Origin of the sequence: Nakamurella sp. UYEF19 (assembly GCF_040546275.1) — a bacterium.
Lineage (GTDB): Bacteria > Actinomycetota > Actinomycetes > Mycobacteriales > Nakamurellaceae > Nakamurella.
This window is the reverse complement of the sequence record NZ_JBEPNO010000027.1, coordinates 68,387-82,983: the sequence shown is the minus strand read 5'-3', so window position 1 is coordinate 82,983 and position 14,597 is coordinate 68,387. Positions and strand designations below refer to the sequence as shown.

The 14,597-nt window shown below is 68.7% G+C and carries 14 protein-coding genes and 1 pseudogene; 7 read left to right on the top strand and 8 right to left on the bottom strand.

Annotation, left to right across the window (positions count from 1 at the left end; all coding sequences use genetic code 11):
• Both ABIB25_RS25005 and ABIB25_RS25000 read left to right on the top strand, forming a co-directional pair.
• A partial coding sequence (locus tag ABIB25_RS25005) for a sensor domain-containing diguanylate cyclase (RefSeq protein WP_354531244.1) occupies positions 1-1,284 on the top strand: 1,284 nt, incomplete at its 5' end.
• Positions 1,285-1,323: 39 nt separating this feature from the next.
• Complete coding sequence (locus ABIB25_RS25000; RefSeq protein WP_354531243.1) at positions 1,324-1,833, top strand: GNAT family N-acetyltransferase; 510 nt, start codon at positions 1,324-1,326, stop codon at positions 1,831-1,833.
• A gap of 22 nt (positions 1,834-1,855) precedes the next feature.
• On the opposite strand, the pseudogene ABIB25_RS24995 reads toward ABIB25_RS25000, so the two are convergent.
• Positions 1,856-2,296 (bottom strand): annotated as a pseudogene (locus ABIB25_RS24995) (MMPL family transporter); the annotation flags it as partial.
• 147 nt (positions 2,297-2,443) lie between these two features.
• Between ABIB25_RS24995 and ABIB25_RS24990 the strand changes: the two are divergent.
• From ABIB25_RS24990 to crcB (ABIB25_RS24980), 3 genes are read left to right on the top strand one after another with little or no spacing between them, the layout of a single operon-like run.
• Positions 2,444-2,944 carry a MarR family winged helix-turn-helix transcriptional regulator gene (locus tag ABIB25_RS24990; protein WP_354531242.1) on the top strand — a complete coding sequence of 167 codons (501 nt, stop codon included), beginning with the start codon at positions 2,444-2,446 and terminating at the stop codon, positions 2,942-2,944.
• Positions 2,941-3,471 (top strand): fluoride efflux transporter CrcB, encoded by a 531-nt coding sequence (gene crcB, locus ABIB25_RS24985; RefSeq protein ID WP_354531241.1) that lies wholly within the window; start codon positions 2,941-2,943, stop codon positions 3,469-3,471. Before ABIB25_RS24990 ends, crcB (ABIB25_RS24985) begins: the two co-directional genes overlap by 4 nt.
• On the top strand, positions 3,471-3,839 hold the full coding sequence (crcB, locus tag ABIB25_RS24980; protein ID WP_354531250.1) for a fluoride efflux transporter CrcB: 369 nt from the start codon (positions 3,471-3,473) through the stop codon (positions 3,837-3,839). The genes crcB (ABIB25_RS24985) and crcB (ABIB25_RS24980) overlap by 1 nt, the downstream gene beginning before the upstream one ends.
• Here crcB (ABIB25_RS24980) and ABIB25_RS24975 read toward each other — a convergent pair.
• The gene (locus ABIB25_RS24975) at positions 3,836-4,456 is read right to left on the bottom strand and encodes a TetR/AcrR family transcriptional regulator (protein WP_354531240.1); all 621 of its coding nucleotides are present in this window, start codon (positions 4,454-4,456) and stop codon (positions 3,836-3,838) included. The two genes, crcB (ABIB25_RS24980) and ABIB25_RS24975, sit on opposite strands and share 4 nt — an antisense overlap.
• Before the next feature lie 280 nt (positions 4,457-4,736).
• Between ABIB25_RS24975 and ABIB25_RS24970 the strand changes: the two genes are divergently transcribed.
• Positions 4,737-5,717: a YhgE/Pip domain-containing protein gene (locus tag ABIB25_RS24970; protein ID WP_354531239.1), complete on the top strand. Its 981-nt coding sequence runs from the start codon at positions 4,737-4,739 to the stop codon at positions 5,715-5,717.
• Between the two features lie 7 nt (positions 5,718-5,724).
• Here ABIB25_RS24970 and ABIB25_RS24965 read toward each other — a convergent pair whose 3' ends face one another.
• From ABIB25_RS24965 to ABIB25_RS24950, 4 genes are all read right to left on the bottom strand, one after another.
• Positions 5,725-6,453 (bottom strand): SDR family oxidoreductase, encoded by a 729-nt coding sequence (locus ABIB25_RS24965; protein WP_354531238.1) that lies wholly within the window; start codon positions 6,451-6,453, stop codon positions 5,725-5,727.
• Entirely contained in the window at positions 6,450-7,529 is a 1,080-nt protein-coding gene (locus ABIB25_RS24960) for a LacI family DNA-binding transcriptional regulator (RefSeq protein WP_354531237.1), read from the bottom strand. The genes ABIB25_RS24965 and ABIB25_RS24960 overlap by 4 nt, the downstream gene beginning before the upstream one ends.
• Positions 7,530-7,644: 115 nt before the next feature.
• Positions 7,645-8,010, bottom strand: a complete 366-nt coding sequence (locus tag ABIB25_RS24955) for a VOC family protein (protein WP_354531236.1) — start codon at positions 8,008-8,010, stop codon at positions 7,645-7,647.
• Positions 8,011-8,024: 14 nt separating this feature from the next.
• The gene (locus tag ABIB25_RS24950) at positions 8,025-8,588 is read right to left on the bottom strand and encodes a TIGR03086 family metal-binding protein (protein ID WP_354531235.1); all 564 of its coding nucleotides are present in this window, start codon (positions 8,586-8,588) and stop codon (positions 8,025-8,027) included.
• 123 nt (positions 8,589-8,711) lie between these two features.
• Here ABIB25_RS24950 and ABIB25_RS24945 point away from each other — a divergent pair, with 123 nt between their 5' ends.
• Positions 8,712-9,662 carry an aldo/keto reductase gene (locus ABIB25_RS24945; protein ID WP_354531234.1) on the top strand — a complete coding sequence of 317 codons (951 nt, stop codon included), beginning with the start codon at positions 8,712-8,714 and terminating at the stop codon, positions 9,660-9,662.
• Between the two features lie 69 nt (positions 9,663-9,731).
• Here ABIB25_RS24945 and lysX read toward each other — a convergent pair whose 3' ends face one another.
• Positions 9,732-13,142: a bifunctional lysylphosphatidylglycerol synthetase/lysine--tRNA ligase LysX gene (lysX, locus tag ABIB25_RS24940; RefSeq protein ID WP_354531233.1), complete on the bottom strand. Its 3,411-nt coding sequence runs from the start codon at positions 13,140-13,142 to the stop codon at positions 9,732-9,734.
• 159 nt (positions 13,143-13,301) lie between these two features.
• Entirely contained in the window at positions 13,302-14,531 is a 1,230-nt protein-coding gene (locus ABIB25_RS24935) for an ROK family transcriptional regulator (RefSeq protein ID WP_354531232.1), read from the bottom strand.
• Between the last annotated feature and the right edge of the window lie 66 nt (positions 14,532-14,597).

Sequence of the window (14,597 nt, the reverse complement as noted above, 5' to 3'; positions counted from 1 at the left end):
GCGCCACCACCGCACACCGGCCTGCTCACAGTCCGAGCCCGACACGCCGCCGGCGACGTCACCCCCAAACCCGGGTTGTTCAGGAGTCTCCTAGGTCAATCGGCGACCCGCTTCGCCCATCCTGACGACCATGCCGCGATCGCCGCAGCCGAGCAGGGCCAGCTCGAGAGCGCCGACGGGATCGTGCGGACCGAGGTGCGCCTGGTCCGGCCGGACGGCGAGATCCGTTGGGCCTGGGCCAGTATCACGCCGACCCCCGGGCCGAACGGAGAGGCCTGGACGCTGGCGATCGTCCAGGACGTCACCGCGCGCAAGGCGGCGGAGAATGCGCTGCGCGAGTCCCAGTCCGACCTGGCCGCGATTGCCGCGGTGGCCCGGTGCGTCCAGGCCGGGGAGGATCCGCGGCCGACGGTGGTGCGTTCCGTTCGCAACCTGTCCGGCGCTTCGACCGTCTCCATGGTGGAGCTGAACGATCCCGATCACCTGGTGGTGACGGCCGGCGCCGGCGAGGCAACGGTCGGTATTCTCGTTCCGCTGCAGGACGTGTCGATGACTGCCCGGGTCTGGGCGACCGGCGAGGCCGTCTTCCTGGCCGATGCCGCCGACCACCCACTGATCAATTCGGCCATGCTGGCGGTCAACGGCACCGTCAGCGCACTCTGGCAGCCGGTGGTCGTCACCGGCAGCGTGCAGGCGTTGCTCATCGTCACCTGGAGCCATCGGGTGGCCGACCCCGGCGACCGGGCGGTCCGTGCCGTCCGGGTGATCGCCGACGAGGCCGCGGTCTCGCTCCAGGCCAAGCGTCTGCGCGCGGAACTGGAGAACTCGGCCAGTACCGACCCTCTCACCGGATCACTCAACCGTCGGGCCTGGGATTCCCGGCTCGACGAACTGGTGGCGTCGACCTCCATCGCCGACGGCGCTCTGACCATCGCGTTGGTCGACCTCGATCACTTCAAGGACTACAACGACAACTATGGGCACGGCGCGGGAGATCTCTTCCTCCGTGATTTCGCGACCGCCGCCCGCCGGGCGCTCCGACTTTCCGACGTCTTCGCCCGCTGGGGCGGTGAGGAGTTCGTCATCGCCCTGCCCGGCACCACCCCCGAGCAGAACATCAGCATCCTGGAGCGCATCCGTGCCTGTGTCCCGGGCGGCTTCACCTGCTCGGTGGGCTACACGACCTGGGCGGCGGGTGAGTCGATCGCCGTCACGATCAGCCGCGCCGACGCCGCTCTCTACGACGCCAAGCAGGCCGGCCGCGACCGGCTGGCATTGCGCTGATGTCGGCGGTCCCTGGCCGGCCGCGACAACGGCGCCGAGATGACCGCTGACGGCCGCGGCGGGATAGCGGTCCGGCCGATGGCGCCGGCAGACTGGCCGGCCGTCGAGGCCATCTATGCGGCCGGCATCGCCGCCGGGAACGCCACCTTCGAGACGAGCACCCCGACCTGGGCACGTTTCGACGAGTCCCGCCTCAGGCCCCACCGATTCGTTTCGGTGCGAGATGAGTCGGTTCTCGGATGGGTTGCGGTGTCTGCAGTATCGGTGCGTCCGGCGTACGCCGGCGTGGTCGAGCACTCGGTCTACGTCGACCCGGTCGAGGCCGGACGTGGGGTGGGGCGAATGCTGCTCGACGCCCTGATCGCCTCGACGGAGGCGGCCGGTGTCTGGACGATCCAGTCGGCCGTGTTCCCCGAGAACCTGGCCAGCCTGGCGCTGCACCGCCGGGCCGGGTTCCGGACCATCGGAACCCGTAGCCGCATCGCCCGCCACCACGGTCGTTGGCGGGACACCGTTCTCATCGAGCGACGGAGCGAGAAGGTCGAGTGATGCGCGGCTGACGGACTCCCGGTCAGCGGGTGGCGAACGTCCGGGATTCGTTTCGCTCGAGGACTTCTGCCGACTCCCGTTGGTGGCGTGTGGGTCTCGGGGTGATCGGCCACCAGGTGAACCGGCCGAGATCGTAGGACAGGGCCGGGACGAGCAGGGTCCGGACGATCACGGTGTCCAGCAGCACGCCGAACGCGACGATGAACGCGATCTGGGCGAGGAACATGATCGGGATGACGGCCAGCGCTGCGAACGTCGTCGCCAGCACGATCCCGGCGCTGGTGATCACGCCACCGGTCACCCGGACCGCCCGCAGCACACCCTCTTTCGGTCCGTGCAGGGTCACCTCCTCCCGGGCTCTGGTCATCAGGAAGATCGAGTAGTCGATGCCGAGGGCCACCAGGAAGACGAAGGCGAACAGCGGCACCGCCGGGTCCGCGCCGGGAAAGTCGAAGACGTCGTTGCGGGTCTCCTGGTGAATGATGATCTGACGGCGTGTCTCTCGAACTGATCCAAGATTTGCTCAGCAGGCTTAGCAATACCGAGAGTGTGCCAGACTCGAACCCTCGATGCACCTCCGAAGGTGCGGCAGGAGTGTGGGAGGGCGCTGATGGTCGGCGGCACAGACGGTGTGTCGGAGGATCGCTCGCAGTGGGCGACCGGTCGGCTGCTGTCGACGGCTGCGAGATTGACCGAGCAGACCTGGAACGCTCGGCTCAGGGCCAGCGACGTCAGCCACGCCGGGCTCATCGTACTGCACATGCTGTCGCAAAGCCCTGCCTCGCAACGGGAACTGGCCGGGTCGCAGTATCTAACCGAGCAGACCATCGGACGGACGCTGGCCCATCTGGAGTCCACCGGTCACATCGCCAGGGCCACCGACCCGACGGACCGCCGTCGTCGGGTCGTCGAGATCGCTCCAGCCGGCCGGGTGCTGCTGATCGAGATGTCCGGCGCCGGCGATCAGCTGACCGACCGGATCCTCGCCGAGGCCGGCGTCGAACCGGGCAGCTTCCGCGCCGGGCTGCAGGCTCTTATCGATGCCGCTGACGCGCCCGAAGCGTCCGATTCTTTCGAGAACGCGCCCGAGGCCGGGCGAGGCGACGTGTGACGCGCCGGCGGGTGGTCCTGTCCGCCTTGGAGCCGGCCGACTCCGACGTGGATCTGGACGATCCGGCCCAGCGGCGCGAGTTGTGGCGCAAGCACGGGCTCGTCCTGCTGGTCATCGCCGCGGGCGGTGTCATCGGCTCGTTGCTCCGCTACCAACTCGGCCGGTCCTGGCCGACCCACGCGCCGGGATTTCCCTGGACCACCTCCGCCATCAATCTCACCGGCTCGTTCGTCATCGGGGTGCTGCTCGTGGTGATCACGGAGCGCCGGGCGGGCCACCCGTTGGTCCGGCCGTTCTTCGGCACCGGCGTCCTGGGTGGGTACACCACCTTCTCCACCTACGCGGTCGACGCAGTGCTGCTGGTGCGTTCCGGGCACCCGGGTACCGCGGCGCTCTACGTCTTCGGCACCCTGGCCGGGGCGTTGGCCGCCGTCACGGCCGGCATGTGGTTGGCGCGGCGGATCGGCAGCGGTGGCTCCGGTGGCTCCGATGGCGGTCCCTCCGGCGGCGCGGCCGGCCGGCGGTGATCGACTACCTGCTGGTGGCGGCGGGCGCCGCAGTCGGTGCGCCCCTTCGCTATCTGACCGATCGGCTCGTCCAGTCAAGGCGGCGGGGGACCTTCCCGTTCGGCACGCTCACGGTGAACGTCATCGGCAGCGCGATCCTCGGCGGGGTGACCGCGGCGACGCTGTCGGGGGCGCCCGGCACCCTCCAGGTGCTGGTCGGCACCGGCTTCTGCGGCGCTCTCACCACCTACTCGACGTTCTCCTACGAGACGGCGCGACTGTGGCAGGACGATGCGACCCGCCAGTCAATCGTGAACGTCGTGGTCACGCTGGTGGCCGGGATCGGTGCCGCTGTCGCGGGTTTTGCGATCGTCAACGGTCTGTCCTAGCCGCGGTCGAGCACGTCGATGAGCATCCTTCGCCGTAGCAACGGGAGGTCGGCGTCCTGTGGCTCGAGCAGTTCCTGGAGGAACATCCCGTCCTGGACGGCCACCACCGATCGGGCCAGATCATCCAGGCTCCCGGCGGTGACGTGCATCCCGGCAGCTGCCAGTCCGACGCGCAGGATCGGCACGAGAGCCTCGCGCAGGGCCTGCCGGTGAGCCGCCAGTACGAGGGCGATATCATTGTGCCGCAACGCATGTGCAGCGAATTCGAGGTTCAGCAGGTGCGACTCGCGACTGATCGGCAAGGCCGCGACCACCTGGTCGACGACCTGGGCGAGCGAGGGATCGTCCTGGGTCCGTCCGACCACCTGCTGCAGGGTGTCGACGAGTCCGGCCGAGCGCGCGGCGTAGAGAGTGAAGAAGAGCCCGTCCAGGCTGTCGAAGTTCGAGTAGAACGCCCCGCGCGAGAAGCCGGCCCGCTCGCAGACGTCCTCGACGGTGGCCCGTCCGAAACCACGCTCGGCAAAGACCTCGGCCGCGGCGGCCAGCAGCCGGGCCCGGGTCTCGGCGCGTCGTTTCGTCACGCGCGGGGCGGCAGCTCCAGGATCGGCCCGGGACATCGATCACTCCGTCACATTTGGATACATTGATGTATCGGATACGTTACCGTATCGAATAGACAGGACGCAGAACGGTTCGACGGACAACAGGTGGCAACACCGGGGGGAACGAGCGATGAGCACATCGGCAGGGCACGGACGGCACGAAGTGTCTGAGGGGGACCACAGATTGCGTGCGGACGACCACAACCTACTTGCGGAAGGCCACGAACCGCTTGGAGAAGGCACGGTTGTAGCTCCGCCGCAGGGGGTCTGGGCAGAATTCAAGGATGCCGTCTCGGTGCGGACGGTCGGGCTGATCGTCGCTGTCCTGCTCCTGCAACTCGGATTCATCCTGTCCTACGTCGGCGCGTTCCATGCGCCGACGCCGCAGCACATCCCGCTGGCCGTGGTGTCGTCCTCGGCCCAGCTCTCGGACCAGACCGTCGCGAAGCTGAACGCCCTCACCGGAACGCCGCTGCAGGCGGTGACCGTCGCCGATCGCGCCACCGCCGAACAGCAGATTCGCGATGGCGAGCTGTCGGCCGCGCTCGTCATCAACTCCCAGGGGACGGCGGACGCGCTCCTGACGTCCAGTGGCGGCGGCGTCTCGGTGGCGAGCGCAGTGACCTCCGTCGTCACCCAGGTCGAGGCGAGCCAGAACCGCACGCTGACGACGACGGACCTCGTGCCGTTGCAGAACGGCGACGGACGCGGCCTGACCGGCTTCTACCTGGTGATCGGCTGGATCGTGGGCGGGTACCTGATGGCCGCGCTGCTCGGGGTGTCGGCGGGTGCCCGCCCGGCCACTCCGCGCCGGGCCTACTTCCGCCTCGCCGCGATCGTGCCCTATGCCATCGTGTCCGGATTCGCCGGAGCGTTGATCGTCGACCAGGTGCTGGGCGCCCTCACCGGGCACTTCATGGCGCTGTGGTGGGTCGGCGCGCTCCTGGTGGCATCCGCCGCGACCGTCACCCTTGGCTTCCAGGTGCTCTTCGGCGTCATCGGGATCGGGGTGACGGTGCTGGTCTTCGTCATTCTCGGCAACCCGTCGGCCGGTGGCGCCTACCAGACCACGCTGCTGCCGCCGTTCTGGCGGAAGATCAGCAACGGACTGCCCAATGGGGCCGGGACCGATGCGGTCCGTCGGATCGTCTACCTCGGCAGCCAGGGCGTCACCGGCCACCTGGTGGTCATCGCGATCTATGTCATCGCCGGCACGCTCGTCGCCGCTGGTGGCTCGCACCTGGCGGCACGTCGCCGGGTGGGAGCCACCGCATGAGTGCAGGTCAGCGGCTGGTGTAACCGCCGTCGATCGGGAGCGAGACGCCGCTGATCATCTCGGAGGCGTCGCTCAGCAGGAAGACGATCGGCCCGGCGACGTCGTCCTCGGTGGCCCAGCGGCCCAGCGGCATCTGCTCCAGGAACGGCTTGCCGATGTCGTCGCGGCCCCAGTAGAAGTTCGACATGTCGGTCATCACGACGGTCGGGTTGACGCTGTTCACGCGGATGCCGTACTTGCCCAGCTCCAGTGCCGACACCCGGGTGATGTTGTCCAGGGCGGCTTTCGACGACCCGTAGGACACGTGGCTGGTCAGCGCGACGAGGCTCGCCTGGCTGGAGACGTTGACGATCGATCCGCCTTTGCCGAGCCGGATCAGGGTGCGAGCCGCGTACTTGATGACCAGCAGGGACCCGCGCGCGTTGATGCTGATGACCTTGTCGAACACGTCGATGTCGGTGTCCTGCGGGCTGGCGATCTCGCCGCCGAAACCGGCGCAGTTGACGACGCCCCAGAGGTCCAGACCGTCGACGGCGCCCTTGACGCTCTCCTCGGACTCGAGGTCGAAGACCAGGGGGCGGGCTCCGGTCTGGGCGACGATCGCCTCCAGGGACTCCGCGGTGCGGCCGGCCGCGATGACGTCGGCGCCCTGCGCGACGAGCTGGCGGACCGTGGCACCGCCGATGCCGCCGCCGGCACCGGTGACCAGGATGGTGCGGCCTTCGAACGTGCTCATGTCTTCTCCTTCGGTGGATGTTGATCTGGTGGATGTTGATCTGGTGCGTGGTGATCCGATGGGTGGTGCGGGTGGGTGGGTCCGCCGCTGGACTCGCGGATGACCAGGGGGACGGGAAGGATCAGGTCGGGCGCGACCTGGCTTCGCGCTCCGTCCGGTGGTCCATCGATGCGTTCGAACAGCCGCCGTGCCGCCGCGGTGCCGACCTTCGCCGGGTTCTGGTCGAGCACGGTCACCGACGGGCGCAGGGCCGCGGCCATCGGGAAGTCGCCGAAACTGATGAAGGCCAGGTCCGAGTGACCGGAGGCGTGGAGCTCGGGGACGATGGCGACGGAACTCTGCGAGTTGGACGAGAAGATCGCGGTCGCCGGGTCGTGGTGCTGCAGCAGCGAACGGACCAGCTCGACGGCCGCGGCCGCCCCGCCCTGGTACTGCAGTTCCAGTTCGGGATCGTGAGGAAGACCGGCGGCGCTCAGCGCCGAGCGGTAGCCGTCCAGCCGCCGTCCGGTGGTCACCACAGCCGCAGCGTTGCCGATGAACGCGATCCGCCGGTGCCCTCTGTCGATGAGGTGTTCTACCGCCGTTGCCGCACCGCCGAAGTCGTCCTCGATCACCGTGTCCGCGGTGATCCGGTGGGCGGGCCGATCGATGAAGACCAGCTCGGTGCGCGCCTGCCAGCCGGTCAGGTACGACTGGTCGGTGGAGATCGGGGCGATGATCAGACCGGCCACCTGACGGCTGAGCAGCGCCTGCACGGCGGGGCGTTCGCCGTCCGGATCGTCGCCGAGGCTGGTGACGATGACGGCCGTACCCCGCGTCCGAGCGCACTGCTCGACGGACTGGATGACGGCGCCGAAGAACCCGTCCGCGATGTCCGGGACCGCCACCCCGATCGCACTGTCGCGGCCGGACCGGAAGGTCTGGGAGAGCATGTTCGGGACGTACTCGAGCTGGGCGATGGCTTGCTCGACCCTGGCTCTGACCTGGTCGGAGACGTAGCGGTCGCCGTTGATCACCCGGGACACCGTCTTCCCACTCACCCTCGCAAGCGCCGCCACTTCGCGCATCGTGCTCATGGAGGTCCCTCACGCTCCTCGCGGGCGTCGATGGCTGGTGGTCGGAGCCGGCATGTCACCGGTGACAGTAGCGCACGAACGACAATTCTGTCACCGGTGACAGATGCACGGGCGACTACGAGTCGAACAGGCAGAACGGATGGCCGGCGGGGTCCAGGTAGACCTGGCAGTCCTGCTGCGGCTGGAACCCCGCCAGGGTGGCGCCGAGGCTCAGGGCGTAGGCGCCTGCCGCTGGCATGTCCTCGACCAGGATGTCGAGGTGGAACTGCATCTGGCCCTGCCCGTCGGCGGCCGGCCAGACCGGCGGCTCGTGCCGATCCTCGAGCTGGAACGCCAGACCGGGGCGGGTGTCGCCGGGAGGTGCCGACGTCACCCACGTCTCGTCGCCCCCGGCCCGGCGGGTCCAGCCGAGGAGCGCCTCGTAGAACGTGGCCAACGCGGCCGGGTCCCGCGAGTCGAGCACTGCGCTCCAGAGCGTCATCTTCGGCCGGCCGGTCATCGCGCGCGGCCGGTCAAGGCGAGCAGCTCGGTGAGGTCGTCGGTGCAGCCGGGTACGGCGATCGGGGGCGCGAACAGACCGGAGCCGGCGAAGGCGTCCACCGTCTTCTTCGTCTCGTCCAGGACGGCGAGCACGATGTCGTTCGGCATCTCCTCGCCGGCCCTGATGCCTTTGGCGAGATCCCACGCGTGGACGACCAGATCAACCGTCATCTGCCAGACGTAGACCGGTGCAGGGACGTCGCCGAACGAGAGGTGGACGGTTCGGTCCATCGCGCCTGGCTCTTCGAGGGCTGCGCGGGCGGCCGCGGAGGCCGTGGCCCAGGCGGCCTTCGGGTCGCTGCCCAGCACGTCGCCCTCGAAGGCGTCGCCGATCTGCTCGATGGTCTCGCCCTGGAACAGTCTCGGCACCCAGAGCTGCTCGTAGACAAGGTGTTGCACCAGATCGGTCACGTCCCAGTCGGCGTCGGGTGTCGGGTTGTGCCACTGATCTTCCCGGATGACCTGCACCCGGTTGTCGAACTGACGGAGCCCGGAGCGATGCGCGGTGAGAACGTCCATGCCGTCCACTGTAGAGAGCGCATGTCGGCTGTGACCGGCACCACCCCGGCCTTGAGGTATTGCCCTCCGGGGGTGACGGTTGAAGGGAGGGGAAGACCCCGAACAGCATCGAAGGAGCATCTGATGACGCAGACCAAGGGCACGATCAATCGCACGATCCCCGGTACCGACCTCGAGGTGTTCCCGCTGTCGCTCGGCGGCAACGTCTTCGACTGGACCGCAGACGAGGCGACATCGTTCGACATCCTGGACGCCTACGCGGCCGGCGGCGGCAACTTCATCGACACCGCGGATGCCTACTCCGCCTGGGTGCCCGGACACACCGGCGGCGAGTCCGAGGTCGTCATCGGCAAGTGGATGGCTGCCCGCGGCAACCGCGACCAGATGGTCATCGCCACCAAGGTCGGTGCGCTCACCGATCTGCAAGGAGCCAGCATCCGCAGCGGTGTCGAGGCCTCCCTCCGCCGGCTGGGCACCGACCACATCGATCTGTACTACGCCCACCGGGACGATTTGAAGAACCCGCTCGACGAGACCGTGGCGGCCTTCGCGGAAGCGGTGTCGCAGGGCAAGGTGCGGGCGGTCGCCGCGTCGAACTACTCGGCGGCCCGACTCGCCGAGGCACTGAAGATCGCCGACGACATGGCCGCGCCGCGTTTCGTCGCGCTGCAGCCGCACTACAACCTGGTGCACCGTCACGAATTCGAGGGCGACGTCCAGGATCTCGTGTCACGCGAGGGCCTGGTGACGGCTCCGTACTCGTCGCTGGCGAGCGGCTTTCTGACCGGCAAGTACCGCACCAGCGCGGCCGACGGGCAGTCGCCGCGGGCCGAGGGCGCGTCCCGATACCTGAACGAGTCCGGGCTGCGGGTGCTGGCCGCCCTCGACCAGGTGGCGGCCGAGCACTCGACCAGTGTCGGCACGGTCGCCCTCGCCTGGCTGGCGGCGCAGCCCACCGTCATCGCGCCGATCGCCAGTGCCAGCAAGGTTTCCCAGGTCGAGGGCCTGCTGGCCGCAGCGCACCTGGTGCTGACCAACGCCCAGCTCGCCACCCTGACGGCCGCCTCCGACTGAAGCTCAGCAAACGCCGCAACGTCCTGCACAGCGCTCGCTATAGCGAGCGCTGTGCAGGACGTTGCGGGTTCAGGCCAGCGGCCGGACGAAGGGGAAGGTCAGCACCGAGCGGATCGACGTGCCGGTGAGCATCATGACGACCCGGTCGACGCCGAGCCCGAGCCCACCGGTCGGCGGCATGCCCAGTTCCATCGCGCCGAGGAAGTCCTCGTCGATCTCCATCGCCTCCTCATCACCGGCAGCAGCGCGCAGCGACTGCTCGGTGAGCCGGGCCCGCTGGTCGACGGGATCGACGAGTTCGGAGTAGGCGGTGCCGATCTCCATCCCGAATGCAACCAGATCCCACCGTTCGGACAGGCGCGGATCGACGCGATGGGTCCTGGTCAGCGGCGAGGTCTCCACCGGGAAATCCATGTAGAAGGTGGGCTCGAACGTGTTCGGTTCGACGAGATGGTCGTAGAGGTCCATCACCAACTCGCCGGCGGTCATGCCGTCGTTGGCCTGCAGCTGGTGGCCGGTGGCGATTCTCTGCAACACTTCTGCGCGTGTGCCGGGATCGATCTGCTGTCCGCACGCCTGACTGACCGCGTCGTGCACCGTCATCACCTTCCACGGCGCCGAGAGGTCAACCGCCTGCAGGACTCCGGCCGCATCGGGACGCATGGCGACGGGTGATCCGTGCACGGCCACCGCGACCTGACGGATGACGTCGGCGGTGATCTCGCGCATCCGGTGGTAGTCGGCGAACGGCAGGTAGGCCTCCAGCGAGGTGAACTCGGGATTGTGGGTGGCGTCGGCCCCTTCGTTGCGGAAATTCCGGCCCAGTTCGAAGATCGGGCCGGTCCCGCCGACGATCAGTCGCTTGAGGAACAACTCGGGGGCGATGCGCAGCGACAGGTTCCGGTCGTAGGCGTTGATGTAGGTGGTGAACGGCCGCGCCGTCGCTCCACCGTGCACGTTCTGCAGGATCGGCGTCTCCACCTCGGTGAAACCTCCTGTCCAGAAGGCTTTCCGGAGGGCAGCCACCGCCACGCTGCGTTCGGCCAGGATCGCTGCGGTCTCCGGGTTGACGATCAGGTCGACGGAGCGGTTGCGTACCCGGGCCTCGGGGTCGGTGAGGCCGGCCCGACCAGGCAGAGGACGTAGTGACTTGGAGGCCATCTGCCAGCCGGTCACGATCAGCGAGCGTTCCCCGGAGCGACTGTGGCCCAGATGCCCGGTGGCGCTGATGATGTCGCCACGATCAACGGCCGAACGCCAAAGTCCCAGAGCGGTCGGCCCCAGCTCGGCGAGATCCAGGACCAGCTGCAGCGCAGTCGATTCCCCGGAGATGGTCGCGAAGCACACACTCCCGAAGTCACGCATCGACTGCACCCGCCCGGTCGCGCTGACCACGTCGCCGTCGGGATGGGCGAGCACCTCCGGTAGCGTGCCGGTGCGCGGGACCTCGACCGGATAGGCCTCCATGCCGGCGGCCTCCAGGACGGCCAACCTGTTGCGGCGAATACGTTCCTGCTCGCGGGGGCGCCGCAACGGCGTCGGCCGGCGATTCGTGGCCTGTTCCTCCGCTTCGGCGATCGCGGCCACGAGCCACGGCTCGGCCGGCGGTGCGGTGAGCCGTTCGCGCCGACGGAACTGCGGCAGGAAACCTTCGGCGATACCGGCCGCGATGGACACCCGGACGAGGGAGAGCGGCGAGTCGATGCAGAGGTACCGGGGCACCCAGGCCGGACGGTATTTCGCGTTCGACCGGTACAGACTCTCCAGCTGGAAGAACCGCGAGAAGACCCCCAGGACAGCGTTGTTCAGCTTGGTCACCGGGCCGGCACCGAATTCCTCGGCCTCGGCGAACACCGCCCGGAACATGGCGAAGTTCAGCGAGATCCGTCGAAGTCCGAAGTCCGACTTCCGTTCGATCAGCGTCGTCACCATCATCTCGACGAGACCGTTGATGGACTCACGATCTCGGCGCATCAGGTCGAGCGACGCTCCCCGCCGGCCCCACGGCACCAGGGACAGCATACCGGCCGGTTTGCCGTCAGGACGGTGTGCGATGACCATCAGGCAGGCACCGTCGGCCGGGTCGCCCAGACGTGAGAGTGCCATCGAGAAGCCACGTTCGGGCGCATCGCCGCGCCACGCCTCCGCGCAGTCTGCGAGTTCGGCCATCTCCGACGGGTCGATGTCGCGGTGCCTGCGGATCGAGACGGTGTAGCCCGCCCGCTCCACCCGGACCACGGCCTGACGGACAGCCTTCATCGCCGGGCCGGCCAGGGTGAAGGTGGACGCATCGATGATCGCCTCGTCGCCGAGCGGAATGGCCCGCAGACCCGCATCCACGTAGGCCTGGGCGGCCTCCCGGCCGGGGGAGAGGGCCGCGGGGACCCAGCCGTAGGTCCGGGCTTCGTGCAGCCAGGCGTCGATGGCCCCCGGCCATGCGTCCTGCGGTCCGAGCGGATCCGCGGAGGCCAGCGCCACCGAGGCGATCACCCGGTAACTGATCGCTGCCCGTCCGTCCGGGCTCATCATCACCGTCTTGTCACGACGCGTTGCGAAGTAGCCGAGCGAATCGTCGTGACCGCCGGAGAGCAGCAGCGTCCGGATCGCGAGTTCGGTGTTCCCGTCGATGGTGCGACCGGCCGCGCTCGAGCGCAGGAAGACTGCAATGGCCACCAGCAGCACCAGCGCGGAGACGGTGCTGGTCAGCGAGAAGATCCACCCGGGGAGATGGCGCATGCCGGCGATCTGGGAGACGCCGGTATCGAGTCCCAGAGCGGCTCGCACTCCCTGGGCGACGGTCATCCAGGGATGGCGCAGCGAGCCGTTGAACACCTCGGTCAGGACGATCGCGAGGGTGATCGAGGCACCCATGCCGATCAGCAGGGTCAGGAGTGTCGCCCATCGCGAGCCCGGTGATCGGCGGGCGGGAAAGGCCGGCCTGGCCCAGAACAGTCCGACGATGGCCAGGACGCCGAAGGCGGCCGCCAGGTAGACCGACACCTTGCCGGCCGGATCCTCGGGTAGGACGCGCACGGAGATCGGCTGTCGTCCGGTGAACTCGCGGACGACCAGGGCGGCCGCAGCGATGATCCCCAGCGACTGGTAGCCGATGACGATCCAGACGGCGAATCGCTTGCGCCTGACCAGGGCTCCGGTCAGCAGGAAGAGCAGGACCGCTCCGAAGAAGCTGTGCGAGAGCGGGAGGTTGAGCACGTCGGCGGCGACGTCGATCCATCCGCGTTCCACGGCGATCCGCCGGACCGGCCAGGAGGCAAGGGAAATGATCGAGACGATGGAGAAGGCCAGAATCGTCCAGCGGGCGAGACGCTCCTGGCCGGGCTTCGCGGTCGGAAACGGGTGGGCGGAGGCACCACGGGCACGACGGCTGCGGGGCCTGGCAACCGGGGCTGCTGTGGGCGGAGTCGCTGTGGGCGGAGTCGGGACGACCAGGGTCGCAACGGGCGGGAATTCTGAGGACACCTGCGGAACGTACTCAATGACGGGTCGGTTTGAGCCGTCCTGTGCTCAACCGTTGTGCAATTCTCGCCTGACTCACCTGCCCTTCTCGTCGATCCTTTGGGTAATCCTGGGTTTCGCCTGAGCTGGACCCGCCGTACGGAGGTCGCGCGGCGCGCAGGATCAACCGAGGATGCGCTGCGTCCAGCTGCTCGGGTCGCGCACGATCTCGCCGAGCACGGTCATCGCGCCGCCGGTCAGGGCCGCGTAGTCGGTGGCTTGCGCGGCCTGGACGGTGACCGGTGACCACGGGTGGAACAGCACCCTGGCGCTGATCTCCTGCTGGATCTCGGGCAGCAGATACGGCGCCAGCGGGGCGTAGATGCCGCCGAGCACGACCGTATCCACGTCGATCAGATTGATCGTGTTGGACAGGGCGGTGCCGAGGGCTCGGCCGCCGGCAGCGAGGGCCAGCACGGTACGACCGCGGTCCGACGTGGTGAGCAGGGCATCGACCGGTAGCGCCAGATCGAGTCCGGCGGCGCGCATCAAGGCGTCCTTGCCCGCGTACTGCTCGAGGCAGCCGAGCGCCCCGCAGCCGCACAGCGGGCCGAGCGGATCGATCAGCGTGTGGCCGATCTCCCCGCTCCAGCCGTGACGCCCGGGCATCACCGCACCGTCGTTGACGATCGCCCCGCCGATCCCGATCTCGCCGGAGACGTAGAAGAACGAGTGCACTCCGAGGGGCCGCAGCATCTCGGCTTCGGCCCGCGCGGCCAGCGTGGCTTCGTTCGCCATCCAGACCGGCGTGTCCGTCAGGCCGGTGGCCTCGGTCAGCAGGGCGACCACGTCGACCGGTCCCCATCCGAGGTTGGGTGCCAGTCTCAGCGGGCCGGTCTTGCGGTCGACCAGACCGGGTAGCGCCAGGTAGCAACCGGCGAGGGGGATGCCTTCGGCCGTCAACGGCGCGACCGTGTCGGCGAACACCGCGGCCAGGGTGGCCATCACGGGTTCGGGACGGGTGGCTCGGAAGTTGCCCGTGACGACCTGCTCGGCCAATACCGCTCCGGTGAGGTCGATGATCCGGACCCCGAGGTAGTCGACGTTGACCTCGAGGCCGATCGCCATCAGGCTGCGCGGCGCCGGTACCAGCGGCACCGCGGGGCGACCGGCGCGCTGGGACGAAACGGGTGCGAGCTCGGTGATCAGCCCGCCGGCGATGAGTCGATCGGCGAGGGCGGACACCGTTGCCCTGGTCAGCCCGGTGGACGCCGCGATATCGGCCCGCGACGGCGGATTGACGACGTTGACGATCTGGTCCAGCACCATGCCCAGGTTGTGTTCCCGCAGGCTGGCCTGCCGCGCAGGGGTGATCGGCGACCGTCCGGCAGGGGCCGATGGATGTTCCGTCATAGGCTTGACCTCCCTCGTTTCCAGCGATAAGTTCATTGAACCAACAAATCAGAGTGTCTCATCGAC

Excerpts from the sequence above, each read along its gene's own strand:
- ABIB25_RS24950 (WP_354531235.1), bottom strand. The coding sequence starts at position 8,588 with ATGGACGTTCTCACCGCGCATCGCTCCGGGCTCCGTCAGTTCGACAAC.
- ABIB25_RS24935 (WP_354531232.1), bottom strand. The coding sequence starts at position 14,531 with ATGACGGAACATCCATCGGCCCCTGCCGGACGGTCGCCGATCACCCCT.
- ABIB25_RS24955 (WP_354531236.1), bottom strand. The coding sequence starts at position 8,010 with ATGACGCTCTGGAGCGCAGTGCTCGACTCGCGGGACCCGGCCGCGTTG.
- ABIB25_RS24975 (WP_354531240.1), bottom strand. The coding sequence starts at position 4,456 with ATGTCCCGGGCCGATCCTGGAGCTGCCGCCCCGCGCGTGACGAAACGA.
- ABIB25_RS24960 (WP_354531237.1), bottom strand. The coding sequence starts at position 7,529 with ATGAGCACGATGCGCGAAGTGGCGGCGCTTGCGAGGGTGAGTGGGAAG.
- ABIB25_RS24965 (WP_354531238.1), bottom strand. The coding sequence starts at position 6,453 with ATGAGCACGTTCGAAGGCCGCACCATCCTGGTCACCGGTGCCGGCGGC.
- ABIB25_RS24945 (WP_354531234.1), top strand. The coding sequence starts at position 8,712 with ATGACGCAGACCAAGGGCACGATCAATCGCACGATCCCCGGTACCGAC.
- ABIB25_RS24990 (WP_354531242.1), top strand. The coding sequence starts at position 2,444 with ATGGTCGGCGGCACAGACGGTGTGTCGGAGGATCGCTCGCAGTGGGCG.
- ABIB25_RS25000 (WP_354531243.1), top strand. The coding sequence starts at position 1,324 with ATGACCGCTGACGGCCGCGGCGGGATAGCGGTCCGGCCGATGGCGCCG.